Below are 23,847 nucleotides of genomic sequence, written 5' to 3' on the forward strand. Positions count from 1 at the left end.
TCAGCAAAAAGTCAGTCTATCTTTTTTGATAAAAGAATGTATCGGCTGGAATCAGGCCAAATTTCTCAGGATTGAAGATTTGCTCGGTGCTGCCGACAAATAGAACTCCATTCTTTTTCAAGCTATGTGCCATTTTTAAATAAAGCTCTTCCTTCGCGCTTTCTGTAAAATAAATAAATACATTGCGGCACACAATTAAGTCAAAGTCTTGTTCATAACGATCAGCCAGTAGATTGTGCTTTTTGAATGTAATATTCTTTTTGATTTCCGGTTTGACTTCATAACTTCTATTTGCGTTTTGAGTAAAATAACGATCCTTCACAGATGACGGCACTTCTTGTAAAGACCTCTCCTGATAGACGCCTTTTTTCGCTTTTTCCAATGCTTTTTCATCAATATCAGTCGCCAGGATCTGAAAGCCGGGAAGACCTTTTTGCTGATCCAAAAGCATGGCAAGCGTATAAGGCTCCTCACCCGTTGAGCAGGCGGCACTCCATATCTTTAAAGGCTTAGAGTTCTTGATTAACGGCAAAATAGCAGTCTCAAGAACTTCCCATCTTTTATAATTACGATAAAATTCTGAAACATTGATCGTCATTCTGTCCAATGTTTCATTTAAGAGGGCTTGATCCTTTTCCAATGCCACCGCAAAGTCCTTAAAGCTTTGAAACCCCTTTTTCTCATAAAGCGACGTCAGCCTTCTCTTCATTTGTGCTTCTTTATATAATGTCAAATCGACTCCGGTTAATTGTTTCCACTTCGTTGTAAATACGCTGTATGTATCCATCTCTCTACTCTCCCAGTCTCGCTGTCTTTTTGTCCTAGTATAGCTTGTTTTATCAGGAAATTGTATTGTTTCAATAAAAAAATCAGCTTTGCAGCTGATTTTAGATCGTTAGGAAAGGCAGGAATCTGATGCATCCTGCCATTAAACTCTTTATTCACTTTAATGTAAACCTTTACAAAAGAAAACGAAAACCGGCGGCATTACATGGTGCCGGCTCTGTTACTTATTTTCATAATGATTAATAGATCCAGCCTGCCATGAGCTGTTGATATGATACTAATTCTTCATTCTTAAAGAAAATGTTAATCTCGCGTTCTGCACTTTCGAGAGAATCAGAGCCGTGGATGATGTTTTTTCCGACAAACATGCCATAATCTCCCCTAATCGTACCAGGCAAAGCTTCTTTAGGATTTGTCTTTCCGATCAGCTGCCTCGTTACTTCAATGACATTTTCGCCTTCCCAAACCATTGCGAATACAGGTCCTGAAGTAATAAACTCAACGAGCTCTCCGAAGAAAGGCTTCCCTTGATGTTCGGCGTAGTGTTTCTCAGCCATTGGTTCAGTCACTCTCATTAACTTGGCACCAGCTAATTGTAAGCCCTTACGTTCGAATCTGGATAAAATATCTCCAATGAGCTGACGTTGGACACCGTCTGGTTTCACCATGATAAAAGTCTTTTCCATCACATTCTCCACCCCATCATTATGTATGTATAGGCTTTCACACTGCACACCGAAATCGTAACATCTTTCTGATAATTAATCAATCCGGGGCGGAGAAATTTCTTAATATCTACAAAAATTAAAATTTTCTTTTACCGATATATTTTGCGATGGCCGCAAGAGACGAACGTGCCCGCCCTCTCGGAAGCGTGTTTAACTTCTGGAAAGCTTTCTGCAAATACATTTCGCTTACTGCCATAGATGCTTCAATTGCATCCGTTTTTTTGATTTCCTCAATGATTGGTTCAAGCTGTTCCTGCGTTGTCTCGCTGTTAATCAATTTAAGCTGATTCTTTAATGCTGGATTTTTCAGAGCATACAGCACTGGCAATGTGACATTCCCTTGAAGCAAATCTCCTCCAACGGGTTTGCCCAGCTCTTCTTCAGTTGAAGTAAAATCAAGGATATCATCAATGATTTGATAAGACATGCCGACGTAATACCCAAACCAGTACAGCGCCTTATGAATCTTTTCATCAGCCCCGGACGCAATAGCACCGAGCTGGCAGCTGACCGCGATCAGGAGCGCCGTTTTTCTTTTGATGCGACGGAGATACGTTCTGAGATTTTGTTCCATGTTGTATTTGTCTTTGATCTGCTCGATTTCCCCAAGACAAACTTCAACAATCGTTTGTGACAAAATCCTATGGGCTTTCGGTTCGTTAATTCTCGTCATCATTTCAAGAGATCCCGCAAGCATATAATCGCCTGTGTACATCGCAATGCGATTATCCCACTTTGCTTTGATTGTCGGCTTCCCTCTGCGAAGCTCCGCATCATCAATGACATCATCATGAACCAAAGATGCCATGTGAATCATTTCCAGAGTGACGGCGACATATTTAATCTTATTAATATCGTAATCGCCAAACATGCCGGAAAGCAGCACGAAAACGGGCCGAATACGTTTCCCTCCGGCCTGCAGCAGGTGAAGACCTGCCTCGCTTAAAAGCGGGTAATCGGAACGTACGGTTTGTTCAAGTTCTCTTTCGATTACATCAATATCGTCATTTAAAAAAGAGTAGGCCATTTTAAATTTCATATCATTCACCCAAACATCTGTGTTTTCATTTCCATCCGATATGCGTGGCAGCGACTCCGCCAGTAAACGAATGATATTTGACATTTTTCAGGCCCGCCTCTTCAAACAGGCCTGCCAGTTCCTTCATTCCAGGGAATTCTCTGGCTGATTCTTGAAGCCAAGAATATTCTTTATAGCTCTTCGCAAACAGTTTCCCGAAAAACGGCATAATATACTTAAAGTACATAAAGTAAGCCTGTCTGAATCCGAACATTTCCGGCTGGGACGTTTCCAGACATACCACCTGGCCGCCCGGCTTTACCACACGTCTCATCTCTTTCAATACGGTCAAGTAATCAGGGACATTGCGAAGTCCGAAGCCAATAGTGACATAATCAAATGTATCATCATCAAAAGGAAGCTCCATCGCATTTCCGTGCAGCAGTTCAATTTGGCTGAATCCGCCGTTTTTCACTTTCTGCTGTCCGACACTCAGCATATTTTCACTGAAATCCAAGCCCTTAATCTCGCCGCTTTTTCCGGCTGCTTTTGCAAGAGCGATCGTCCAGTCAGCCGTTCCGCAGCAGACATCAAGCGCTTTGGCGCCTTCTTTCACATCCATAATGCGCATCGTTTTATCGCGCCATTTTTTATGCTGCTGAAAACTGATGACGGAGTTCATTTGGTCGTAGTTTTTAGATATTTTTTCAAATACTCCATGTACGCGCTGTTCTTTTGATTCCTGCATAATGGTTTACCCTTCTTCCACTTTCTGATGATAGGTTTGATCTTGGCTGATTGTCTTCAGACGGTTTAATAAAATGTGCTGAACAGGTGAATTTAGAGGCAAAAGTGACTCAATGCTGTTTTTCGCTTTTTTAAAACAATCTTCTAATATCTCTTCTTTTGTTTTTCCCAGCTGTATAAAACTGCCGATCACATCCAGAAATGTATCATTTCCGTTCATAAGCCGCTTAAATACAAAAAAATCACTCGACAGCTTTTTCCAGCGCGGAAGATTGAAGTGTTCCGCAACCCTATGGAATAAAGCTGATTCAACGATGCCGACACTTTCGAAAAAATCGTGTTCGTCCTTGAAAGAACGGTCATATAGACGAATTTTATGTTCATTGATTTCTTTGATGGCTGTAGCAAGCGTCCGAATCATGTAGATATCCTTCATTTCAGATAGTAAAGAGTAGTACAGCCCGCTGAAATAATCGCCTGCGAGAACAGTCAATTGGCGGTTTTTGTTTTCGTCTCGTTTTATGACTCTGGCTGTCGTCACTTCATCATGGGTATCAAGGGCGCTTTGTACAAGCATCGCTGTTACAATATAATTTTCTCTGTCGTTGTTTTTTATGTCGGCTTCTTCAAATAAAGCATGAAAAAGAAGAAGCTTATCCTCATCAATTTTTGGCGCAGAAATATGCTTCGCTAAATAAGGATGAGACAGCTTTTGTTTTAATTTCGTGTTCAGATTGGCTAAAGTTCCGTAGATGTCTTGCAAAAATATCACCCTTGTCCCCAAATTCACATTTATTTCTTAATCTATGTATGAGTCTTATTTTTTCATTCACTTACGCAGGTATCATTATAGCATAAAAAAAAGAAATTGGCTGTATCCTCCCGCTGTTTGCGAACATTTGCTTTTAACAGCGGGGACAGCCAGCTTATTTTTTTTCGCTTTTCATTTCTCCGTATGCGGTTTGAATGAGTGCCTCTCCTCTGACTTTAATGGCAGAAGTATGCTCTGTGAACTGAGCGATGATTACTTCTCCCTTGTCGAGTTTTTCGGAGTGGTGAAACTTTGTGTCTGTTCCTCTTGTCAGGCCGATTACATTCACTCCGTCCTCAACCGCTTTAATGACGACAAAATCACTTGAATGCTTTTCGTTCATTTATAGCACCCTCTATCTTTATTAGTCCTGGCGTTTAATATGTTCCAATACTTCAGCGCGGGCAGCGGCATCATCTTTGAAAACGCCTCTGACTGCTGAAGTGACAGTTTTTGCACCCGGTTTTCTGACACCGCGCATCGTCATGCACATGTGTTCTGCTTCAACCACTACCATTACGCCATGCGGGTCAAGCGTTTCTACGATGCTTTCCGCAATTGTAGAAGTGATGCGTTCCTGAAGCTGCGGACGCTTTGCAACGGCTTCAACGGCACGTGCCAGTTTGCTGAGCCCTGTGACCTTTCCGCCTCGCGGTATATATGCAACGTGTGCTTTTCCATAAAAGGGAACAAGGTGATGCTCACACATAGAATGAAACGCGATATCTTTTACAAGAACAAGCTCCTCATGGTTTTCACCGAAGATAGTCTGGAAATGTTCTTTTGGATCTTCATTCAAGCCGGAGAATACTTCGGCATACATCTTTGCGACTCTTTTCGGGGTATCAAGAAGCCCTTCTCTATTCGGGTCTTCTCCGATCGCTTCTAAAATTTGACGAACAGCTTGTTCGATTTGCTCTTTATTAACTTCTTTCATGTTCTATGTCCTCCACCAATGAATACATTTAATTTCGATTCTAGCACACATGCCCCGCTAAAAGCAAAGTGAATGCCCTGTCAGGAAGCCCATGCTCTTGAAATATGAAAAGCCCCTTAGAAAGGGGCTTTTCTGTGAAGAAATAAAGTGTATGTAAGCTAGATGCATACACGATCTATATTCACAATTATTTTCCGGCAACTGCGTCTTTAAGCGCTTTACCTGGTTTGAAAGCAGGTACTTTGCTTGCTGGAATTTCGATTTCTTCACCTGTTTGAGGGTTGCGTCCTTTACGTGCAGAACGTTCACGCACCTCGAAGTTACCAAAACCGATCAGTTGGATTTTATCACCGTTTTTAAGTGCATCTAAGATCGTATCAAAAACAGAGTCAACTGCTTTTGTAGCGTCTTTTTTAGACAATTCGCTTGCTTCTGCAACCGCATTGATAAGTTCTGTTTTGTTCATGCCTTTCACCTCCTCCCAAAAGGAATACATTCAGTTCGTTTATTATCATTTCTTCACAGTTCAGTCTGATTCTAAACCTGTCTCAGAAAAAAATCAGAGCAGGCAAGAGAAAGACAATTAAACGGCTTTTTAAGAAAAACTGCACTCTGAGGAATGTTTGTCCAACAAAGTGAAGAATTTCTGTATGTAGAGTAACACATATAAAAAGCCATATCAAGCATTTTAAAGCGTCAATCCCTTGCTCGTCAAGGATTTAACGTGATTTACCGAACAAATATTCCTTTTTTTCCTTTTTTCATCCTATTCCTTGATCCTTTTCCATTATTAAGAGCATAGAAAAAAGACCTCCCATTCTATAAAGAGGTCTTCCGGTATTACAGGATGATGGCGATTAAGCCGCCTGAACCTTCGTTTATAATTCTTTCTAACGTTTCTTTTAATTTGTACCGTGCATTTTCAGGCATTAATGACAGCTTTGCCTGAATCCCTTCTCTCACAATTGAGCTCAGTGACCTTCCGAAGATATCGGAGTTCCAGATGGAGAGCGGATCATCCTCAAAGTCCTGCATTAAATAGCGTACAAGCTCTTCGCTTTGTTTTTCCGTTCCGATAATCGGCGCGAATTCGCTTTCGACGTCTACTTTGATCATATGGATCGACGGAGCGACAGCCTTCAGCCTCACACCAAATCGTGAGCCCTGCCGTATAATTTCCGGCTCATCGAGACTCATATCAGTTAAAGCAGGCGCCGCAATGCCGTATCCCGTCTGTTTGACCATTTTTAAGGCATCGGACACTTGATCATATTCTGTTTTCGCATGAGCAAAGTCCTGCATGAGCTCAAGCAGATGGTCTCTTCCTCTAATTTCAACGCCAACCACTTCTTTCAGGATTTGATCATATAATTGGTCCGGCGCATACAAGTCAATTTCAGCCACCCCTTGGCCAAGCTCGATTCCGGCTAATCCGGCACTTTCAATGAACTCAAACTCGCTGAATTGGCCGACAACCCTGTCTACGTCCCGGAGACGCTTAATATCCTTAACCGTTTCCTTTACGGATTCCTGATAGCTTTCACGCAGCCAATGGTTTTCTTTCAGCACCATTACCCAGCTTGGGAGATTGACATTCACTTCAAGCACCGGAAACTCATAGAGGGCCTCTCTGAGCACATTCAGCACATCTGATTCCCGCATGCTTTCCACGCTCATTGCCAATACCGGGATATCATATTTTTCGCTTAAATCCTGACGCATGGCTTCTGTTTCCGGGTGATACGGCCTGACTGAATTGATGACCATGATAAAGGGTTTGCCAACCTCTTTCAGCTCTTCAATGACTCTTTCTTCAGCCTCTATATAGTCACTTCTGGCGATATCTCCAATTGTGCCGTCTGTCGTAATGACAACTCCGATGGTCGAGTGTTCTTGAATGACTTTTCGTGTGCCGATTTCAGCAGCCTCATGAAATGGGATCGGTTCTTCGTACCAAGGCGTGTTGATCATCCGCGGCCCGTTTTCATCTTCATATCCTTTTGCGCCGGGCACTGTGTAACCTACGCAATCTACTAATCTTATATTGACATCGAGTCCGTCTGACACATGAACAGACATCGCCTGATTCGGAACAAATTTAGGCTCTGTAGTCATAATCGTCTTGCCGGCTGCGCTCTGCGGCAGTTCATCCTGCGCACGGGCCCGGTCTGCTTCGTTACTGATATTCGGGAGCACCACAAGCTCCATAAATTTTTTAATGAACGTGGATTTTCCTGTACGGACAGCACCTACGACTCCTAAGTATATATCGCCTCCTGTTCGTTCAGCGATATCCTTGAAAATATCGACCTTTTCCAAGTGATCCCCTCCCGGACTTCCTATCCTTATCAATTTTATTAAACTCTTTCAATCAAACACAGGACACTATATGTGTATGACGTTGTCCTATTTCAATATGACATCTTTAGAAAATTTCCCATCCTCAATCTATTAAAGTATAAAAAAACCTTTCTCCCTATTTGTATGCACTGGAGAAAGGTTCATTCCTATTTGATATCATTTTCTAAAAAAACAGGTTCCTGTTTGTCATTTACCGTATATTTCACAGAAAACACGGGGACAAAGGGGGTTTCTTGCCAAATCATATCCTGGATTTCAGACCCGGGTTTAAACGTTTTTTTGCTTTTTTTGAGGAAAGAAGCCAGCTCAGTCCGGTAATCGGCGTATATTTCTCCGTCTCCGTCAATCATAAGCGGCAAGGAATTCCCTGAGATTGGGCTTGTCACTGTAAGAGAGCTTCCATCTCCCAGCTTCTTCTCATCGAGTGTAAATAAATCACGTGATAGCACATCCTTGTAAGGCGGATATTGATGCTCCTGGCGGTACATTTGGACACGCAATTTTACATCGCGGATTTTTTCAGCCATCCTTAGATCAATCAATTTAACAGTTGGATCGTTCTCTACGTCAACAAGCACGTATTGATAGTCTCCCCCGCTTTCATATGCCGTGCTCGGGGGTTCAGCTATATATCTCGGCGCTAAACGGTTAAAGTCTATCGGATACTTTTGATATATCGGTGTCGACATATCTTTTGTTTGAATGGGAAGCAGCCCTCCATTTGCCTTTTGAAATTCATCAATAGCAGACTGGACCTGCTTTAGCTGGTCCTGATAAGGAATGGCATGTACACTGCTTTTCCGCTCATTTGGATATAAACAGCCTGATAAAAACACGACTGCCGCAAAAATCATAGCGCACTTCAGTTTACCCATACAGCACTTCCTTTTACAGCTTTATTCATTGACAGGGCCGCTGAATACCACGACAAACACAATAATTCCAGATATGAGCATACACATGAAAGCGAATGACGAAACCGCAATCTTCAAAAAACGGTTTTGGCACTTAAAGCGGCTTAAATAGATGGAAGCTACAGCCAGAAACATCAGACCCATGGACCCTAGTGCAAACCACATTTTCATCAATGCCAGACTCAATGACCTGCGCCTCCCCGATATGTATGATGTAAGCGTTATATTTTAATTTTAATATACAGCCCCGGAAAAGATCAACCAGATTTTCCATCCTTTGATAAAACAAAAAAACTGAAGCAAAGAGGGGGACCTTCGCTTCAGTCAACTTGACTATATTCACCTGCACGTTTAAGAAACACTCTCTTGGACTTCGATGCTATAGTATGCGACTTGGCATACAGATGCATCCTCTATTGCCTAAATCGGCAAAATGTTTCAGGAGATCCCAAGACTTGGGTGTCCTTCTGTTTTTCGGGCTTTCGTTCAATTAAGATATGCGATCTCCCATACGATTGACACTTTTACTTCACTTGATTTTCAAACGTATTGACAAGATCCTCCATCTCGTGGGTTTTCCCTCTCGCCATTAAAGATTCAACAGCAGTTTCCACTTTTTGTCCGTTAAATAGAACTTGATGGAGTGCTTCTGTAATCGGCATTTTCACATCATATTTCTTCGAAAGCTGGTAAGCCGCTTTTGTTGTGCGGACACCTTCGACTACCATTCCCATCTCTTCAAGAACGTCTTCAAGCTTGTACCCTTTTCCGAGCAAATTGCCGGCACGCCAGTTTCTGGAATGAACACTTGTGCACGTCACAATCAGATCGCCTACTCCTGTCAATCCAGAAAACGTCAGGGGATTCCCGCCCATTTTCGTTCCGAGTCTCGCGATTTCAGCAAGTCCGCGTGTAATCAAAGCGGCTTTGGCATTGTCGCCATATCCTAAACCGTCTGTGATTCCTGCGGCAAGGGCAATAATATTTTTTAAAGCCCCGCCGATTTCAACGCCGATAATGTCAGGGTTTGTGTACACCCGGAAATTGTGATTAATAAATAAATCCTGCACCGCTTCTGCTGCCCTCATGCTCTTTGAAGATGAAGTAACGGTCGTTGGATGCCGCAGCCCCACTTCTTCCGCATGGCTCGGCCCCGAAAGGACAACAATATCTTTTCTGACATCGCTCGGGAGCTCGATTTCCATAATCTCAGAAATGCGCAGGAGTGAATCCGGCTCTATGCCCTTGCTGACATGAACAAAGACTGCCTTTTTCGTCATAAAAGGCACAGCCTGCCTCAGCACTTCCCGAATTGCTTTTGTCGGAACCGCAACGATAATGAAATCTGCGTCCGAAACAGCTTTCCCGATATTCGTTGTTGCCTCTATTGATTCTGGAAGCTTGACGTTCGGCAAATAATCCTTATTTTCATGCTGATCATTAATTTGATGAATCAGCTCTGCACGGTGCCCCCACATGGTTACATCGTGATGATTATCGGCTAACACTAAAGCCAATGCCGTCCCCCAGCTTCCCGCTCCGAGCATAGTGACTCTTTTCATATTTGCTTCACACCTTTTTATTTTCTAGCTCTTGCAAATATTTTGATTGGTGTCCCCTCAAAACCGAACGCATCTCTGATTCGGTTTTCTAAAAAGCGTTCGTACGAAAAATGCATCAATTCCGGATCGTTTACAAACACAACGAAGCTAGGTGGCTTCACCGACACTTGAGTCGCGTAATAAATCTTTAAGCGAGAACCGTTATGAGTCGGCGTCGGGTTCATTGCCACAGCATCCATGATGACATCATTTAAGACATTCGTTTGAACTCGAAGTGAATGGTTTTCGCTTGCTTTGATAATCGCAGGCATCAGCGTATGGATCCGTTTTGTCGTTAAGGCTGACATGAATAGGATTGGCGCATAATCAAGAAATTGAAAATGATCACGGATATTTTCTTCAAATTCTTTCATCGTGCTTTCATCTTTGTCAACAGCATCCCATTTGTTTACGACGATCACGACGGCCTTACCCGCTTCGTGTGCATAACCGGCGATACGTTTGTCCTGTTCAATAATGCCTTCTTCGCCATCCAGCACAACCGCAACGACTTCTGAGCGGTCAATTGCTTTCAGCGCGCGCAGCACACTGTACTTTTCAGTCGTTTCATAGACTTTCCCTTTTTTTCGCATACCGGCAGTATCGACAATGACAAACTCCTGCTGGTTGTACGTAAATGCCGTATCAACAGCATCTCTTGTCGTTCCTGCCACGTTGCTGACAATGACACGCTCTTCGCCGAGCATCGCATTCACAAGTGAGGATTTTCCGACATTCGGGCGTCCGATCAGGCAAAATTGAATAACTTCTTCATCATATTTCGTTTCAGGAATGTTTTTAAAATGCTCTGCAACGGCATCAAGTAAATCTCCTAATCCGAGTCCGTGTGTTCCCGAAATTGGATACGGCTCGCCAAAACCAAGCGAATAAAAATCATAAATATTCGCTCTCATTTCTGTGTTATCCAGTTTATTAACTGCCAAAACAACAGGCTTTTTCGTGCGGTACAAAATTTTTGCTACTTCTTCATCAGCAGCTGTTACGCCTTCACGGCCGTTCACCATAAAAATAATGACGTCCGCTTCATCCATGGCGATTTCAGCCTGCTGGCGAATTTGCGCTAAGAATGGCTCATCACCGATATCAATACCGCCAGTATCAATCAAATTAAAATCATAATTCAGCCATTCAGCCGAGCTGTATATCCGATCCCTTGTCACACCAGGGGTATCTTCTACTATTGAAATTCTTTCTCCCGCAATCCGATTAAAGATTGTGGATTTTCCTACATTTGGTCTCCCGACAATGGCTACGACAGGTTTACCCATAGTACCCTTCCTTTCGATCCAGCCGCTTTCATTTTTACATAAATTTTCAACCGGTTATTAAAATCATTTCATTCACTTTTATGAAAAGAAACCCTTCAGAGGAAGGGCTTAACTCATTTATTATATCAGTTTTTACTGGGATCACAACTATTCTTAGAAATGTTTCACGATCAAATACACGTCATCTCCAATTCTATGCGCTATTCCATCAAGGATCGCCTCAAGATTTTTAGCGAAAAGCTCCATCTCCTTTTGGTCATTGCAAAAAAAGACAGGCGCTCCCCCTGCAGTCCGGTTTCGGTTCGTCGTGATCACAGACAAAATCACTTTCGTGAGAGATTCGCTCATCCTATCACCTTATCCTGGTTCTTGATAAATTCTGTCGGCATTCTGATCGCGTTTTCCAAGGTTGGAACATTGCTGATGATCTGAACAGCCGTTTCGGGGTGGTTAATTTGCGGCAGAACAAAGACTGCTACTCTCCCGTCATTTAAATCACGTTTTGCAATGGGTGTCAGAGACGGCTCGCCTGAATCCCGATAAACCCCGAGCACATTGGAAACATCAAATAAAATCGCCTGACGCTGCCCTAAGTTGGCAATCGTCGCTGCTGAATTAAAGTTTTTTGGCGTTAAAATAAAGCCCATGCCATGCTTTAAAATCAGCTCTTGTTTCTCCGGAAGTCCGATATTCATCATATAAATATTATCAACAAACAGTCCCGGACCGTCAAAGTGAGGTTTTATGTACTCGATGTCGACAATATCCTTCAACACACTGCCCGACATAAATTTCATTGCCAGCAAAAAACAAACAACAGCCGCTAAGACTGCAGCCCATATGGATAAAAACACATACGCAGAGGTTGTTAAAAGCGCTGTAAAGATTACGATATAATTTCTGCTTTCAAACGCAATGGCAATTCCCTCAATATATGTGCTTCCCCTTGAGACAAGTTCATATGAATCCATTTGCGTCAGTGTGTTCCGCTCCATGTTTCGGACATCTCTAAATTGTGTCGCTGCCAACGTTAAAAATGTGATGGCCGTAAATTCCTCCTGCAAAAGCGCCGGCATAATAATTGCCCCTAAACCAGCCGCTATCAGCCCTAGTGCAATGTGAATCACTTTCCCATGAACATAGGTCGGATACTGGCGGTAATCCGTTTTGAGCATATAAAGCCTTGTCGCGACGCCGGCAATGACCCCAGCAATAATCGGATAGATGTAATCACTCATGACATTTTGGTAGCTCCTTTGTTTGATCTTTTGCTTTTTTGACCAATCTGGCTTGCGAGCTGTTCGTATTTGGATATGCCAAACAGCAATATCATGCCTGCAGAACAAGCATTCAGCCATTGAAAGCCGCCGACAGCCAAAGTCCCGGCCAACTTTTGAATCACAAATGAATACACCAGTTCGCCTTGGCACATCCCTAAGACAAATAAGGCAAGCTGCTTCTCGAAATTCCTTTCAACCGAAGCTGTCAAAAGCACTATTAATATAACGGCCGCCCACTCAGGTTTTATGATGAACCAAACCGGATCATATAATGCAAAAAGATAAACAAACGCATACCCGCCAACAAGCGTCAGAAAGACCATGAGATAACGAAAACGATACATTCCCAAATACCCGGCATAGACACACCCGCAGACGAAAAACATCATATAAGCAGCATTTAGGGTAAAATATAAAGTGATGTCATGTATGCTTAAAATAATATTAGTCAAAATAAAGACAGAGACGGCAAATCGTCTTTTCGTCTTTTCAAAAATAAAGGTTGTCAGGACCCACAAAAACCACATTGACCAATAGTAATAAAATTGTTCCATTTTGCTTCCTCCATACTCCCAGTATGGAGCCCAAGCGCATTTTTTAAACAATCCATCTCACATAAAGGAGCATGATCATGGGAAAAGACAGACAGGAGAAAAAACTCAAAGCTTCGGGCAGAGTCGAATCAGACCGCGACCAGTCCATTCACTATGACGGAGCGACAAGCCTTGAACAAAACGGAAGATTTAAAAAGAGAAAATCATAATACAAAAAGCCCAAAACTCATTAGGTTTTGGGCTTTTATCATTTATCTCATACCATAGCTGGACGTATCGATCCCTCTCTCTGTGAGCCAGTGATAGGTTTCACCTTTGATTACAAGAGGGGCCTTTTGCAAATCAGCAATCGTTCTGGCGCCCAGCACGGTCATAATCATTTTTAATTCCTCAAGGATCAGCTGAATCTCCTCAAGCAGTCCTTCCTCTCCGCTATCAGTCAACGCCTTTAAAAAGTGTCCTGCCATTCCGGTGCAAGAGGCCCCTAGCGCAATTGCCTTTGCCACATCAAGCGCACCCTGCAGGCCGCCGGAGGCAATCATTGTGCTTGCAGGAAACGCAGAGCGGATTTCCGCCAAACTTGCAGCTGTCGAAATGCCCCATGAGTTAAAAAAAGTGATTTGCCGCTGCCTTCGGAGATTTTCGATTTTCGAAAAATTTGTACCCCCGTAGCCGCTAATATCAACAGCTGCAGCACCAGCTTCATACAGCTTCCCTGCTGACTCTTTGCTCATACCAAAGCCGACTTCTTTCACAATGACTGGTACACTGACCTGACTGCAAATTTGCTCAATGCGGTCCAGAGCGCCGCTAAAGCTTCTGTCCCCTTCAGGCATCACAATTTCCTGAATCACATTCAAGTGAATTTGCAGGGCATTTGCTTCAAGCATATCAACTGCTTCCTTCGCCTGATCAGCTGTCGCCTCGCTTCCCAGGTTGGCAAAAATCAGTCCGTTTGGGTTTTCCTTTCGAACGATTTCATACGAAACACGCTCTGAGGGATCTTTTAATGCTGACATTTGTGATCCGACAGCAAGAGGTATTCCAGCTTGACGAGCCGCTCGTGCAAGCGATTTATTAATTTCATATGTAAGTTGTCCGCCGCCGCCAGTCATTGCATTGATAAAAATCGGCGAACTGCTTGAAAGTTCGCCGATTTTTGTGGAAATATCTACTTGTTCTAATGCAAGATCGGGCAGACTGACATGAACAAACGTAATATCATCAAGACCTGTTTCCCGCTTTTGACCGGTGGACAGGGCATGATTGATGTGTTGTCTTTTCCGTTCTGCTCGAGTCACGTTTATCACCAATTATTTTAGTTTATTCAGCTTATCTCCGATCAAGTCTCCAAGCTGGAAGCCAGTGCTTGTTTCTTCCTTCGCCTGATATTGACGGTAATCCTCTTGATCGGCTTTAGGTGCTTCTTCAAGTTCACGCATGCTTAATGAAATGCGCTCCTCATTTTCATTCACATCAAGAACCTTCACTTTTACAGTCTGTCCTTCTTCAAGGACTTCATGCGGCGTGCCGATGTGTTTATTGGAAATTTGAGAAATATGAACGAGACCTTCAACACCTGGAAGGATTTCAACAAAGGCACCGAAGCTGACAAGACGCTGTACAGTTCCTTCAAGCACATCACCAGACTTCACTTTCTCGCCGATTTGGCTCCACGGTCCAGGCAATGTATCTTTGATGGATAAAGAAATACGTTCATTATCACGGTCTACAGATAATACTTTCACTTTTACTTCTTGTCCCTCTTCAACAACATCAGACGGCTTCTCTACATGGGAGTGGGAAAGCTGTGAAATGTGTACAAGTCCGTCGATACCGCCGATATCAACAAATGCGCCAAAATCAGTCAGGCGCTGCACTTTGCCATCAAGTACACTTCCAACTTCAAGAGACTGAAGAAGTTCTTGTTTTTTATTCGCTTGTTCACTTTCAACAACTGCACGGTGTGAAAGGATGACGCGGTTTTTGTCACGGTCAAGCTCTACAACGAGCAGAGACAGTGTTTTCCCTTTATAGTCAGTGAAATCTTCAACGAAATGCGCTTCAACAAGTGATGCCGGAATAAAACCGCGAACGCCGATATCAACGACAAGACCGCCTTTCACGACATCTTTCACTTCAGCTTCAAACACTTCTTTTGTTTCAAATTTTTTCTCAAGGTCTTCCCAAGCGCGGTCTGCATCAACAGCACGTTTAGATAAAATCAAAGCATCGTCTTCCACTTTTGTTACTTTCAGGTCAAGCTCGTCGTCTACTTTAACAACATCCGATGCTTTCTCTACATGAAGACTTGATAATTCACTGATTGGAATAATGCCGGACTGTTTGACATTGATAATTTCAACATCCACATGTTTGTCCTCTACCTTTGTCACAATCCCTTTAACTACATCTCCAACCTCTGGCACTTGAACATCAATTTGATTCATTTCCTCTGTCATTTGAATAACCTCCTTGGTCCAAACCTACACAGCTTAATTAAAACGGTTTGAAAGCTGAACATATAAACATGCCCGCTTTTTAGCCGAATATGTATTAAAGAATCATCCAAAAAAGTTTTTTGAATGATCAATAAAAAGTTTTATTAGTATTAACTTCTAATAAAAGGACAGGTTTGTCAAGCAATAACATTCTTTCTTTGTTGAAAAATTCAAAAAAAGTGGCATTTGCCATAATCAGCGGGACTTTTGTTCCACCGCCTCGAGGATTTTATCAGCTACCTCTTGAATAGAAAGGGAGGTCGTGTCGATTTCAAGAGCGTCCTCTGCTTTGCGCAGCGGAGATACTTCACGCTCTGAATCAAGCTTATCTCTTCTTGCAATTTCCTCGATCAATGTTTCATAGTTGACATCGTAGCCTTTTTTCACATTCTCTTCATAACGGCGTTTCGCTCTCTCTTCAACAGATGCCAAAAGAAAAATTTTCACTTCTGCATTCGGCAGCACGTGAGTCCCGATATCACGTCCATCCATAACGACGCCGCCTTTTTCCCCAAGCTGCTGCTGGCGTTTCACCATTTCTTCTCTAACGCTTCTGTGCTTGGCCGCAATTGAAACTTGGTTGCTGACTTCGTCTGTTCTGATCGCCTCAGTTACATCGGTGCCGTTAACGAGCACTTTTTGTCCTTCTTTTGCTGTAATCAGTTCAATGTCTGTCCGCTTTAGCAGCTCAGCCAATTTTTCTTCATTTGTCAGATCAACGTTTTCTTGTAAAGCCGCGTACGTTATCGCCCGATACATCGCTCCTGTATCAATATATATGTACGATTTTTTCTCAGCCACAATTTTGGCAACGGTGCTTTTCCCCGCAGCTGCCGGGCCGTCAATTGCAATCGATAATTTCTTGTCCATAATTCCTCTCCTTGCTCTTTTCTCCTCTATGGATTGTATCACGAACTTTATGAAAAAGGGTGAAAAATTGATGAATAATTAATGTTTGAAGGTTTCAATCCTATTGTTCTCCTCCATTTTATCCACCCCTTCATATTGAATCACTTTTGATACATAAGGTTCAATATGCTGATAGTGAAAAAGAATCTGGACACCAAGTAAAATGATGACCTGAATGAACAATAATTTAATCAGCAGCCGTTCAAATGTTTTCATCGGAGCACCTCCATCACAAATAGTATGGAAGTGTTTGCCGATGTTTATTCCATCCTTGCCTTTCTTCTCTTATTTAACTGGCGCCGGATGCAATATTGAAGCAGAAACTGCTGGTCACTTGCTGCGATTCCTGTATACTCAAGGGTCATTTTACGTTTCCCTGATTTCAGGTCATCAAAAATTCGTCTGACAACGGCTTCTGTTTCTATTTGACGTGTGTTCTCCTCTTCAGAAAGACTGATAATAAGTCGCAATGATTCCCCGGATTGAAGAGAACGGCCTTCAGCTAAAATTACGGCGATGCCGCCTGCGCTGATGTTATAGGAAAGTGTGCAGAACTCTTCTTTATTTGGCGGCTGAATTAGCACATCCAATACCGCATCAGTTCTTACATACTGGCGGCGCTGGATTCGTTTCATTTTTTCACTGGGAGGCATTTCAAGACAGATCATTTGAAGTTTTTCCTTCACTTTACCTTTTATACGGCTTGTAAAACGGTAAGGAACTTCATCTTTGCCCACAAACTCTACCGTTACTTCCATATCGTTATGTAAAATCACAGTTCGCCCTGTAACTACATCAACCGGATATGCTATCAAAAGCTCATTGTTTTCGATGCTGACTGCCTTGCTCTTTGCTTTTTTTAATTCATTTTCTTCTATATATTCTAAAAGTACATTTTCTCCAATCCCTATCATTGACTTCACTCTTTCGTATTCAATATACTCGCTTTTTTATTAAAGCACGTAATGAAAAAAAGGAAAAGACATTTAGTCCTTTCCTCCTGTTTTTTATAGGTCTTTATATATAGGTTCTGCATTTTTTAGTTTTTCAACCTTTTCTTCTGATCCGTCCTTGGCATTTATATACATTCTAAATGTGTCATTTTCAATTGTTCCGAGCATTTCATAGCATAATACTTCTTGGCCGAGTTCATTTGTAATCAAAGCAAGCCTTGTTTCTCTCACTTGTACATTTTTATTTAATTTAGATTTTGCTTCTGCTTCAGTAATAGCCGGCTTTGGTATATCTCTTTTTCTATGGGCTGTTAGGAAGTCTCTTGCTGAAAACCCGACAACTTCACCGTCATCCAAGGCCACTTTCATACGAATCGCTTCCGGGTACATCCGGACTTTATTTTCAACAGGAACATATGAAAATACGCCGATTTTATCATATTGGGCACTTTCATCAATTTCCAAATCTTCTGTCTCATAACCGTTTTTCTTTAAAAAAGCGAGTGCACGGTTCGATCCGTCATTCAAACTGATTTTCTGATCTTTCACTTCTCTGTTTTGAATTAAATATACCGGATGCCCGCCCTTTTTCGTAATATCCATATAAATCGCTGCTTTATGGTCTGGGTCTTTCATGCTGATGCTATAAACGTCGCGATTTGTTTTTTTCCCGCTCTTTACTACTTTAATGGAATAATTATTATCCGGGGCAAAGCGCTCAGCAATTTGTTTTGCTTCCTGTTCGGAAATTTCTTTTCCCTTCAGATGGTCGAAGCCTTTCTCTTCTTTTTTTGTGCTGGTGAAACTCGGGCCAAGATCTGTTCCCGTGGAGAATGCACCAACATTCTTTTCAACAGTTTTAAAGCTGTTGATAATCGTATTATCACTTTGTTTTTCATCAGAAGCCAGCGCCATCTCCACGTCCATCCAGCGAAGGTTTTTGCTCATGACAAGGTGCTGAACATGACGCAGTTCATTTTGTATATCTTCGGACTGCTGATATAGTTTATTTAGTGATGTATACTCGTTTTTATCAAGCGGCTTTTGGTCTAAATCTCTGACTGACGTTTTATAACTGAAATCCCCGATCTTTGATAATAGCTCTTCTGTTTTGTTAAACGGCATTAATGTAAGCGGCAGCTGGCTGACGCTATTATGAGCTTCAGATGTAATCCTCCACACATCTATCAATGCAGGTGATAGTGATTTTTGGCTGTTCATGGCAAGTGTTGTTCCGATTTTATCATGAAGCTGATCCATCTGATAGGTAAGTTCATGAAACGCCCGCTGATAGTTATTTTCAGCATGAAGAAGAACTGCGTCTTTTTCCTGGTGCTCTTTGTATCCCCAGTAGCCTGTACCGACTATTGCAATACCAAGCAGGGCGATTAAAATTCCTCTGATCATTTATCACACCTCTTTTTATGCTTTCTCATGTCCTGCTACTCACAGAAAATGTGTTTACCGATTCTTTTAATCTGCGGACGTCCCCAAATCCAAGCACTTGTAGCCGTATCCGGGTTAAAGTAGTACAGCGCTTCCTCTGATGGGTCCCATCCATTGATGGCATCCAGCACTGCTTCTCTGGCCGTTTCATTCGGCTGCATGTAAATTTGACCGTCGGCTACTGCTGTGAAGGCTAGCGGCTCAAAAATAACCCCCGCTACAGAATTCGGAAATAATGGGCTGTTCAATCGGTTCAAAATGACTGCTGCAATGGCAACCTGTCCCTCGTACGGCTCGCCCCGGGCTTCACCATAAACTGCCTGAGAAAGGAGCCTGATATCATTGTTGGAAAATCCGCCAGGCATGTTAGCTGCGACCGCATCCTGTTTTCTTGCTTTTGCAGGTGTATTGTTTTGCTGTTTATTCGCTTTAGGCTGCTGCGTTGTTTTTTGCGCAGGCTGTTTCTGCCGCGCTTCTGCTTGTTGTCTTGCCTTTTGTGTTGCAGCTTTTGATGGTTTCGTCTGGTATTTCAGCGGAATTTTTCCGTAATGCGTAAAGGTATTCCCTTTATTAAGCTGTTCCATGACATATTCACGATAGTATTTAGATTTAGATATTAAGGTTTGCTTTGTTTTAGCCCCGACAAGGCCGTCAACCTCTTTTAACCCGAATTGATCCTGAAAGTTTCGAACTGCCCAGTACGTTCCCCATCCATAAACCCCGTCAATTTTTCCGTTGTAGTATCCGTTGTACTGAAGGCGCGCCTGGAGTTCGACCACATCATCCCCTGTTGCCCCTCTTTGAATGACCTGATTCGAAAAGGCAGAGATGGTTTCAGTATTGATAAACGTCGTGATTGTAAAGGAAAAAAGGATGAGACATGCCATAATCGATCCTTTGGACTTCATCTTTTCAAGCCTCCTACAGCAAATTTTTAAGTGTAATCGTATTTTCTGTAACGAGGTTATTTTTATACACTCTTTCCTTGTTATCCCTCAGAACATAATATCTGTTTTGATAAATCAACACACACAAAAAAGCCGCACGGTTGCTGTGCGGCTTCTATACTTGCATCATATTGACGGAACGGGCTTTTTTCGCTTTTCGCAAACCAAACCACCATAAAAATAACATAAATGGAAACATATAATAAATCCAATTACTGAGTGCTGTCAGGATAAAATCATACGATCCATGCAAAAGTGACGGGAGAGCTAAAGAAAGAATAAGCCACTTCACACGCGCCTTATCAGCGGAAAAACGGGCTTTCCCAAGGTAAAATCCCATAATAACGCCTATTAATGCATGGCATGAAACAGGCAGGAGCGCCCTGACAAACGCATGCTCCACACCGTGGCCAATTAAATAAAGAATATTTTCGAGGGTTGCAAAACCGAGCGACACACTTGCCCCGTATACAATCCCGTCATAATGCTCATCAAAGTGGGCGTGAGGGTAAACACTGACCATCAGAATAAACCATTTTAATGATTCCTCCAAAAACCCTGAAGATAAAAAAGAAACGAAAAAGCTTCCGCCTCCCACATTCTCTTTTTCAAGCACGTACTGGATAAACATTGTGGGAAATACAAGAACAACCCCTAGAAAAAACGACCGAAGCACCATATGTACAGGTTCATTATCATACTGATCTTTTAAATAAAAATAACTTAACAGCGCGATGCCGGGAGCAATTCCTGCAGAGATGATTGCAAACATCAGGCAACCTCTTTCCTTTATATTCCTAAGTCTATCCTACCATGTTGTTTATGATTTTACATCTGTCAGAACCTAAAAAAACAAAAAGAGCATACGAATTCATCATATGCTCCCCTTCTTTAATAATTTTCTCTTTTTGCGATTTCCGCTGCGATATGTCCTCCGTGAAATCTGCCGTTTTCAATAAATATTTCATTTGCATTGTTACCTGCAGCAATGACCCCGGCAATAAAAATACCCTTAACGTTCGTTTCCATCGTTTCTTCATTGAAAAAGGGGCGTCCTGTTTCTTTATCAATTTCAACACCCATTTTTTCAAGAAATTGATGGTCGGGATGATAGCCTGTCATGGCAAATACAAAATCATTTTTAATGGTAATAAGTTCCTTTTTATCTGAGCAGAATACCACTTCATCCTCGGTGATTTTTTCGACACTAGCGCCAAATTCCATACGGATTGTACCGTTTCTGACGAGCGCTTCAAATTCAGGCAGAATCCATGGCTTAATGCTTGGCGAATACTCCTTGCCCCTGTATAAAACTGTGACACGCGCTCCAGATTTCACGAGTTCAAGGGCGGCGTCTACGCTTGAATTTTTCCCGCCGATGACGACAACATCTTTATCAAAGTATGGGTGGCCTTCTTTAAAATAATGAAATACTTTTGGCAAATCCTCACCGGGTACGTTCATATAGTTTGGATGATCATAGTAGCCTGTTGCAATAATACAATATGGCGTCGTGTAGGTCCCTTTTGACGTCTCTATAACGAATGTATCGTTTTCCGCTTTCGTCACTTTATGCACCATCTCAAACGCATTTACACGGATGTTTTTCCTTTTGACGACTTCCCGGTAATACGACAAAGCCTGAATTCTGACAGGCTTTCTGTTTTCCGTAATAAATGCCACGTCTCCGATTTCAAGCTTTTCACTTGAGCTGAAAAAGGTTTGATGCGTCGGATAATTGTAAATACTGTTAACGACATTTCCTTTTTCGATGACGAGGGCATCAATGCCAATTTGTTTTAGGTGAATGGCAGCAGACAGTCCGCAAGGTCCTCCGCCTATAATTATTGCTTTTTCTTGAATCATTTCCGTCAACTCCTGCGATTGGCATTTCACTACATATTTTTCTATTTCCGAATAAAAAAATCTCCTATTTTATCATAGGAGATTTTTTATTTTTATGCAAATCATCAACTTATATCCAGCCTCTAAAACGCGAAGCTTCAGCCATTTTGCGAACGCCGACCATATAAGCAGCGAGTCTCATGTCAATTCTTCGGTTTTTAGCCATTTCATAAATATTGTTAAATGATTTGACCATCATTTTTTCTAATTTTTCTTCTACCTCTTCTTCACTCCAGTAGAAGCCTTGGTTATTCTGAACCCATTCAAAATAAGAAACTGTTACGCCCCCGGCACTTGCCAGCACGTCTGGTACAAGCAGAATGTCCCGGTCTGAAAGAATTTTTGTTCCTTCAAGCGTTGTTGGCCCGTTTGCCGCTTCAACGACAATTTTAGCCTGGATATTATGGGCATTTTTTTCTGTAATTTGATTTTCAATCGCAGCGGGAACGAGGATATCACAATCCAGCTCCAACAGCTCTTGGTTCGTAATGGTATCGTTGAAAAGCTTTGTTACGGTACCGAAGCTGTCACGGCGGTCGAGTAAGTAATCGATATCGAGACCTTCAGGATCATAAAGTCCGCCATACGCATCTGAAATGCCGACAACCTTTGCCCCTGCATCATGCATAAATTTCGCCAAATAGCTTCCCGCGTTTCCGAAGCCTTGGACAACGACACGCGCACCTTTAATATCGATGCCTTTTTTCTTAGCCGCTTCCTTAATACAGATGGTTACACCTTTTGCTGTCGCAGATTCTCTCCCATGAGATCCGCCAAGCACAAGCGGCTTGCCTGTAATAAATCCAGGCGAATTAAATTCATCAATTCTTGAATACTCATCCATCATCCAAGCCATGATTTGTGAGTTTGTAAATACATCCGGCGCCGGCACGTCTTTCGTCGGGCCGACAATTTGGCTGATTGCTCTGACATACCCTCTGCTCAGACGCTCCAGCTCTCTAAACGACATATCCCTTGGATCACAAACAATTCCGCCTTTACCACCGCCATATGGAAGATCAATTATGCCGCATTTTAAACTCATCCAAATAGAAAGCGCCTTCACCTCTTTTTCTGTTACGTTCGGGTGAAAACGTATCCCGCCTTTCGTCGGACCGACAGAGTCATTGTGCTGCGCACGATAACCTGTAAAAATCTTTACTGAACCGTCGTCCATACGAACAGGTATTTTTACCGTTAATAATCTCATCGGCTCCTTTAACAGTTCGTACACTTCTTCAGGATATCCCAATTTTTCCAGAGCCTTATGTATTACGGTTTGGGTTGATTTTAATACATCAAGTTTGTCCTCTTCTGTATGACCGGTGTTTCGATCGGCTGCCATTTGAGTTAACCTCCTAGAATCTTCTGTTTCTCACATGCTCCCTTTCAGAGAATAGTATACACCTTCATATGATCTGTGCATAGAATAAACGTTATGTTTTTCCATGTTTTTTAACGAAAAAAAACTGCTGTGAAATCAGCAGTTTTCCGTTGCATTCTTATGAAAAATGAGTCTGTATCGTCTCAACGGCATTACCGTCCATTATGATCTTACCATACTCATGCAAGCGATAAATCGTTAAAGTTGTCGGATTGCCGTATTCAGCCAGAACCGCCACAACCCCCTCAGCCGTATGTGACCCCAGATCTTCTAGGCTTAAAAAGTACTGTCCGTCATAGTGGTAGACAGTTCCCCCATTGATACCGATTCGCTGTAAGCTTTCTGAAAGCTGAATGATATCTTCAAAGGAATGGAATTGATAAATGATGTCCGCACTTTCATCAAGCTTGACTTGCATTTCGATGTAATCATCATCATACTCATCGTCTTCTGAATCGGCGCTTTGGTCCTTTGTTACAATCACAACCATCCCTTGTGCTTGGAGAGAATACACTTCCACTGCAATCGGTCCATTCGCTTCAAAGCCGAGCTCTGTATTAGCTTCATTCATCATATCTTTAAATAACTGGTGGACTTTAAATGAGTCCTTCCAGAGGTCTTCTTTTGTCAATCCCCGGTCTGTCAAATCATCGAGGGTCAAAAAGATTTTGATCTTATTATAATTCAGACGCTCAAGCCGCATAACGTTCCCTCCTGCCTCTACTTGCACACAAATCATATAACACATTATATGAGATGATGAGTCATAGGTTCTT

28 protein-coding genes are annotated in these 23,847 nt (G+C 42.3%); 1 reads left to right on the forward strand and 27 read right to left on the reverse strand.

Features of this window, described 5'->3' with window-relative positions; translation table 11 throughout:
• Positions 1–16 precede the first annotated feature (16 nt).
• The 16 genes from cheR to GYO_RS33595 all read right to left on the reverse strand — a co-directional run bounded on the left by cheR (position 17) and on the right by GYO_RS33595 (position 13,026).
• A complete protein-coding gene (gene cheR / locus GYO_RS33515) occupies positions 17–787 on the reverse strand; it encodes a protein-glutamate O-methyltransferase CheR (RefSeq protein ID WP_014114210.1) in 771 nt (256 codons plus the stop codon).
• A gap of 238 nt (positions 788–1,025) precedes the next feature.
• On the reverse strand, positions 1,026–1,475 hold the full coding sequence (ndk, locus tag GYO_RS33525; protein WP_079287909.1) for a nucleoside-diphosphate kinase: 450 nt from the start codon (positions 1,473–1,475) through the stop codon (positions 1,026–1,028).
• Between the two features lie 115 nt (positions 1,476–1,590).
• Complete coding sequence (gene hepT / locus GYO_RS33530; protein WP_003246013.1) at positions 1,591–2,553, reverse strand: heptaprenyl diphosphate synthase component II; 963 nt, start codon at positions 2,551–2,553, stop codon at positions 1,591–1,593.
• A 25-nt stretch (positions 2,554–2,578) separates the two neighbouring features.
• Entirely contained in the window at positions 2,579–3,280 is a 702-nt protein-coding gene (gene menG / locus GYO_RS33535) for a demethylmenaquinone methyltransferase (protein WP_014114213.1), read from the reverse strand.
• A gap of 6 nt (positions 3,281–3,286) precedes the next feature.
• Positions 3,287–4,042, reverse strand: coding sequence for a heptaprenyl diphosphate synthase component 1 (hepS, locus tag GYO_RS33540; protein WP_003225519.1), 756 nt, complete (start codon positions 4,040–4,042; stop codon positions 3,287–3,289).
• A gap of 163 nt (positions 4,043–4,205) precedes the next feature.
• Complete coding sequence (gene mtrB, locus GYO_RS33545; protein WP_003225517.1) at positions 4,206–4,433, reverse strand: trp RNA-binding attenuation protein MtrB; 228 nt, start codon at positions 4,431–4,433, stop codon at positions 4,206–4,208.
• Between the two features lie 21 nt (positions 4,434–4,454).
• Complete coding sequence (gene folE, locus GYO_RS33550) at positions 4,455–5,027, reverse strand: GTP cyclohydrolase I FolE (protein ID WP_003225516.1); 573 nt, start codon at positions 5,025–5,027, stop codon at positions 4,455–4,457.
• 187 nt (positions 5,028–5,214) lie between these two features.
• Positions 5,215–5,493, reverse strand: a complete 279-nt coding sequence (gene hbs / locus GYO_RS33555) for a non-specific DNA-binding protein Hbs (protein ID WP_003153447.1) — start codon at positions 5,491–5,493, stop codon at positions 5,215–5,217.
• A 374-nt stretch (positions 5,494–5,867) separates the two neighbouring features.
• Positions 5,868–7,346 carry a stage IV sporulation protein A gene (gene spoIVA, locus GYO_RS33560; protein WP_041520986.1) on the reverse strand — a complete coding sequence of 493 codons (1,479 nt, stop codon included), beginning with the start codon at positions 7,344–7,346 and terminating at the stop codon, positions 5,868–5,870.
• 188 nt (positions 7,347–7,534) lie between these two features.
• Positions 7,535–8,263: a YphF family lipoprotein gene (locus GYO_RS33565; protein WP_014114215.1), complete on the reverse strand. Its 729-nt coding sequence runs from the start codon at positions 8,261–8,263 to the stop codon at positions 7,535–7,537.
• 21 nt (positions 8,264–8,284) lie between these two features.
• Positions 8,285–8,488, reverse strand: coding sequence for a DUF2768 domain-containing protein (locus tag GYO_RS33570; RefSeq protein WP_003225508.1), 204 nt, complete (start codon positions 8,486–8,488; stop codon positions 8,285–8,287).
• A gap of 338 nt (positions 8,489–8,826) precedes the next feature.
• Entirely contained in the window at positions 8,827–9,864 is a 1,038-nt protein-coding gene (locus GYO_RS33575; protein WP_014114216.1) for an NAD(P)H-dependent glycerol-3-phosphate dehydrogenase, read from the reverse strand.
• A gap of 17 nt (positions 9,865–9,881) precedes the next feature.
• Positions 9,882–11,192: a ribosome biogenesis GTPase Der gene (der, locus tag GYO_RS33580; RefSeq protein WP_014114217.1), complete on the reverse strand. Its 1,311-nt coding sequence runs from the start codon at positions 11,190–11,192 to the stop codon at positions 9,882–9,884.
• A 153-nt stretch (positions 11,193–11,345) separates the two neighbouring features.
• A complete protein-coding gene (locus GYO_RS33585; RefSeq protein ID WP_014114218.1) occupies positions 11,346–11,540 on the reverse strand; it encodes a capping complex subunit for YIEGIA in 195 nt (64 codons plus the stop codon).
• Positions 11,537–12,430, reverse strand: coding sequence for a YIEGIA family protein (locus GYO_RS33590; RefSeq protein WP_014114219.1), 894 nt, complete (start codon positions 12,428–12,430; stop codon positions 11,537–11,539). The genes GYO_RS33585 and GYO_RS33590 overlap by 4 nt, the downstream gene beginning before the upstream one ends.
• A complete protein-coding gene (locus GYO_RS33595) occupies positions 12,427–13,026 on the reverse strand; it encodes a YphA family membrane protein (protein WP_014114220.1) in 600 nt (199 codons plus the stop codon). The genes GYO_RS33590 and GYO_RS33595 overlap by 4 nt, the downstream gene beginning before the upstream one ends.
• A 77-nt stretch (positions 13,027–13,103) precedes the next feature.
• Here GYO_RS33595 and GYO_RS33600 point away from each other — a divergent pair, with 77 nt between their 5' ends.
• Complete coding sequence (locus GYO_RS33600; RefSeq protein WP_003225499.1) at positions 13,104–13,235, forward strand: YpzI family protein; 132 nt, start codon at positions 13,104–13,106, stop codon at positions 13,233–13,235.
• A 42-nt stretch (positions 13,236–13,277) separates the two neighbouring features.
• Here GYO_RS33600 and fni read toward each other — a convergent pair whose 3' ends face one another.
• From fni to GYO_RS33655, 11 genes are all read right to left on the reverse strand, one after another.
• Positions 13,278–14,327, reverse strand: a complete 1,050-nt coding sequence (gene fni / locus GYO_RS33605) for a type 2 isopentenyl-diphosphate Delta-isomerase (protein ID WP_014114221.1) — start codon at positions 14,325–14,327, stop codon at positions 13,278–13,280.
• A gap of 12 nt (positions 14,328–14,339) precedes the next feature.
• Complete coding sequence (rpsA, locus tag GYO_RS33610; protein ID WP_014114222.1) at positions 14,340–15,488, reverse strand: 30S ribosomal protein S1; 1,149 nt, start codon at positions 15,486–15,488, stop codon at positions 14,340–14,342.
• 234 nt (positions 15,489–15,722) lie between these two features.
• Positions 15,723–16,397, reverse strand: coding sequence for a (d)CMP kinase (gene cmk, locus GYO_RS33615; RefSeq protein ID WP_014114223.1), 675 nt, complete (start codon positions 16,395–16,397; stop codon positions 15,723–15,725).
• Positions 16,398–16,475: 78 nt separating this feature from the next.
• A complete protein-coding gene (locus tag GYO_RS33620; protein ID WP_014114224.1) occupies positions 16,476–16,652 on the reverse strand; it encodes a YpfB family protein in 177 nt (58 codons plus the stop codon).
• Positions 16,653–16,696: 44 nt separating this feature from the next.
• Positions 16,697–17,350 (reverse strand): cyclic di-GMP receptor DgrA, encoded by a 654-nt coding sequence (gene dgrA / locus GYO_RS33625; RefSeq protein WP_014114225.1) that lies wholly within the window; start codon positions 17,348–17,350, stop codon positions 16,697–16,699.
• A 93-nt stretch (positions 17,351–17,443) separates the two neighbouring features.
• On the reverse strand, positions 17,444–18,796 hold the full coding sequence (ypeB, locus tag GYO_RS33630; protein WP_014114226.1) for a germination protein YpeB: 1,353 nt from the start codon (positions 18,794–18,796) through the stop codon (positions 17,444–17,446).
• A gap of 35 nt (positions 18,797–18,831) precedes the next feature.
• Positions 18,832–19,743: a spore cortex-lytic enzyme gene (gene sleB / locus GYO_RS33635; protein ID WP_014114227.1), complete on the reverse strand. Its 912-nt coding sequence runs from the start codon at positions 19,741–19,743 to the stop codon at positions 18,832–18,834.
• A gap of 154 nt (positions 19,744–19,897) precedes the next feature.
• Positions 19,898–20,554, reverse strand: a complete 657-nt coding sequence (gene prsW, locus GYO_RS33640) for a glutamic-type intramembrane protease PrsW (RefSeq protein ID WP_014114228.1) — start codon at positions 20,552–20,554, stop codon at positions 19,898–19,900.
• Positions 20,555–20,673: 119 nt separating this feature from the next.
• Positions 20,674–21,648 (reverse strand): YpdA family putative bacillithiol disulfide reductase, encoded by a 975-nt coding sequence (locus GYO_RS33645; RefSeq protein ID WP_014114229.1) that lies wholly within the window; start codon positions 21,646–21,648, stop codon positions 20,674–20,676.
• A gap of 109 nt (positions 21,649–21,757) precedes the next feature.
• A complete protein-coding gene (gudB, locus tag GYO_RS33650; RefSeq protein ID WP_014114230.1) occupies positions 21,758–23,032 on the reverse strand; it encodes an NAD-specific glutamate dehydrogenase in 1,275 nt (424 codons plus the stop codon).
• Positions 23,033–23,189: 157 nt separating this feature from the next.
• Positions 23,190–23,774, reverse strand: a complete 585-nt coding sequence (locus GYO_RS33655) for a genetic competence negative regulator (protein ID WP_014114231.1) — start codon at positions 23,772–23,774, stop codon at positions 23,190–23,192.
• Positions 23,775–23,847 lie beyond the last annotated feature (73 nt).

This window comes from Bacillus spizizenii TU-B-10, assembly GCF_000227465.1.
Classification (GTDB): Bacteria; Bacillota; Bacilli; order Bacillales; family Bacillaceae; genus Bacillus; species Bacillus spizizenii.

Coding starts and splice junctions, on each gene's coding strand:
- GYO_RS33590 (WP_014114219.1), bottom strand. CDS start 12,430: ATGAGTGATTACATCTATCCGATTATTGCTGGGGTCATTGCCGGCGTC.
- GYO_RS33565 (WP_014114215.1), bottom strand. CDS start 8,263: ATGGGTAAACTGAAGTGCGCTATGATTTTTGCGGCAGTCGTGTTTTTA.
- mtrB (WP_003225517.1), bottom strand. CDS start 4,433: ATGAACGAAAAGCATTCAAGTGATTTTGTCGTCATTAAAGCGGTTGAG.
- prsW (WP_014114228.1), bottom strand. CDS start 20,554: ATGTTTGCAATCATCTCTGCAGGAATTGCTCCCGGCATCGCGCTGTTA.
- gudB (WP_014114230.1), bottom strand. CDS start 23,032: ATGGCAGCCGATCGAAACACCGGTCATACAGAAGAGGACAAACTTGAT.
- sleB (WP_014114227.1), bottom strand. CDS start 19,743: ATGAAGTCCAAAGGATCGATTATGGCATGTCTCATCCTTTTTTCCTTT.
- ypeB (WP_014114226.1), bottom strand. CDS start 18,796: ATGATCAGAGGAATTTTAATCGCCCTGCTTGGTATTGCAATAGTCGGT.
- GYO_RS33620 (WP_014114224.1), bottom strand. CDS start 16,652: ATGAAAACATTTGAACGGCTGCTGATTAAATTATTGTTCATTCAGGTC.
- der (WP_014114217.1), bottom strand. CDS start 11,192: ATGGGTAAACCTGTCGTAGCCATTGTCGGGAGACCAAATGTAGGAAAA.
- hbs (WP_003153447.1), bottom strand. CDS start 5,493: ATGAACAAAACAGAACTTATCAATGCGGTTGCAGAAGCAAGCGAATTG.
- folE (WP_003225516.1), bottom strand. CDS start 5,027: ATGAAAGAAGTTAATAAAGAGCAAATCGAACAAGCTGTTCGTCAAATT.
- rpsA (WP_014114222.1), bottom strand. CDS start 15,488: ATGACAGAGGAAATGAATCAAATTGATGTTCAAGTGCCAGAGGTTGGA.
- GYO_RS33585 (WP_014114218.1), bottom strand. CDS start 11,540: ATGAGCGAATCTCTCACGAAAGTGATTTTGTCTGTGATCACGACGAAC.
- GYO_RS33645 (WP_014114229.1), bottom strand. CDS start 21,648: ATGATTCAAGAAAAAGCAATAATTATAGGCGGAGGACCTTGCGGACTG.
- cheR (WP_014114210.1), bottom strand. CDS start 787: ATGGATACATACAGCGTATTTACAACGAAGTGGAAACAATTAACCGGA.
- GYO_RS33575 (WP_014114216.1), bottom strand. CDS start 9,864: ATGAAAAGAGTCACTATGCTCGGAGCGGGAAGCTGGGGGACGGCATTG.
- GYO_RS33655 (WP_014114231.1), bottom strand. CDS start 23,774: ATGCGGCTTGAGCGTCTGAATTATAATAAGATCAAAATCTTTTTGACC.
- hepT (WP_003246013.1), bottom strand. CDS start 2,553: ATGAAATTTAAAATGGCCTACTCTTTTTTAAATGACGATATTGATGTA.
- cmk (WP_014114223.1), bottom strand. CDS start 16,397: ATGGACAAGAAATTATCGATTGCAATTGACGGCCCGGCAGCTGCGGGG.
- GYO_RS33595 (WP_014114220.1), bottom strand. CDS start 13,026: ATGGAACAATTTTATTACTATTGGTCAATGTGGTTTTTGTGGGTCCTG.
- GYO_RS33600 (WP_003225499.1), top strand. CDS start 13,104: ATGGGAAAAGACAGACAGGAGAAAAAACTCAAAGCTTCGGGCAGAGTC.
- dgrA (WP_014114225.1), bottom strand. CDS start 17,350: ATGATAGGGATTGGAGAAAATGTACTTTTAGAATATATAGAAGAAAAT.
- menG (WP_014114213.1), bottom strand. CDS start 3,280: ATGCAGGAATCAAAAGAACAGCGCGTACATGGAGTATTTGAAAAAATA.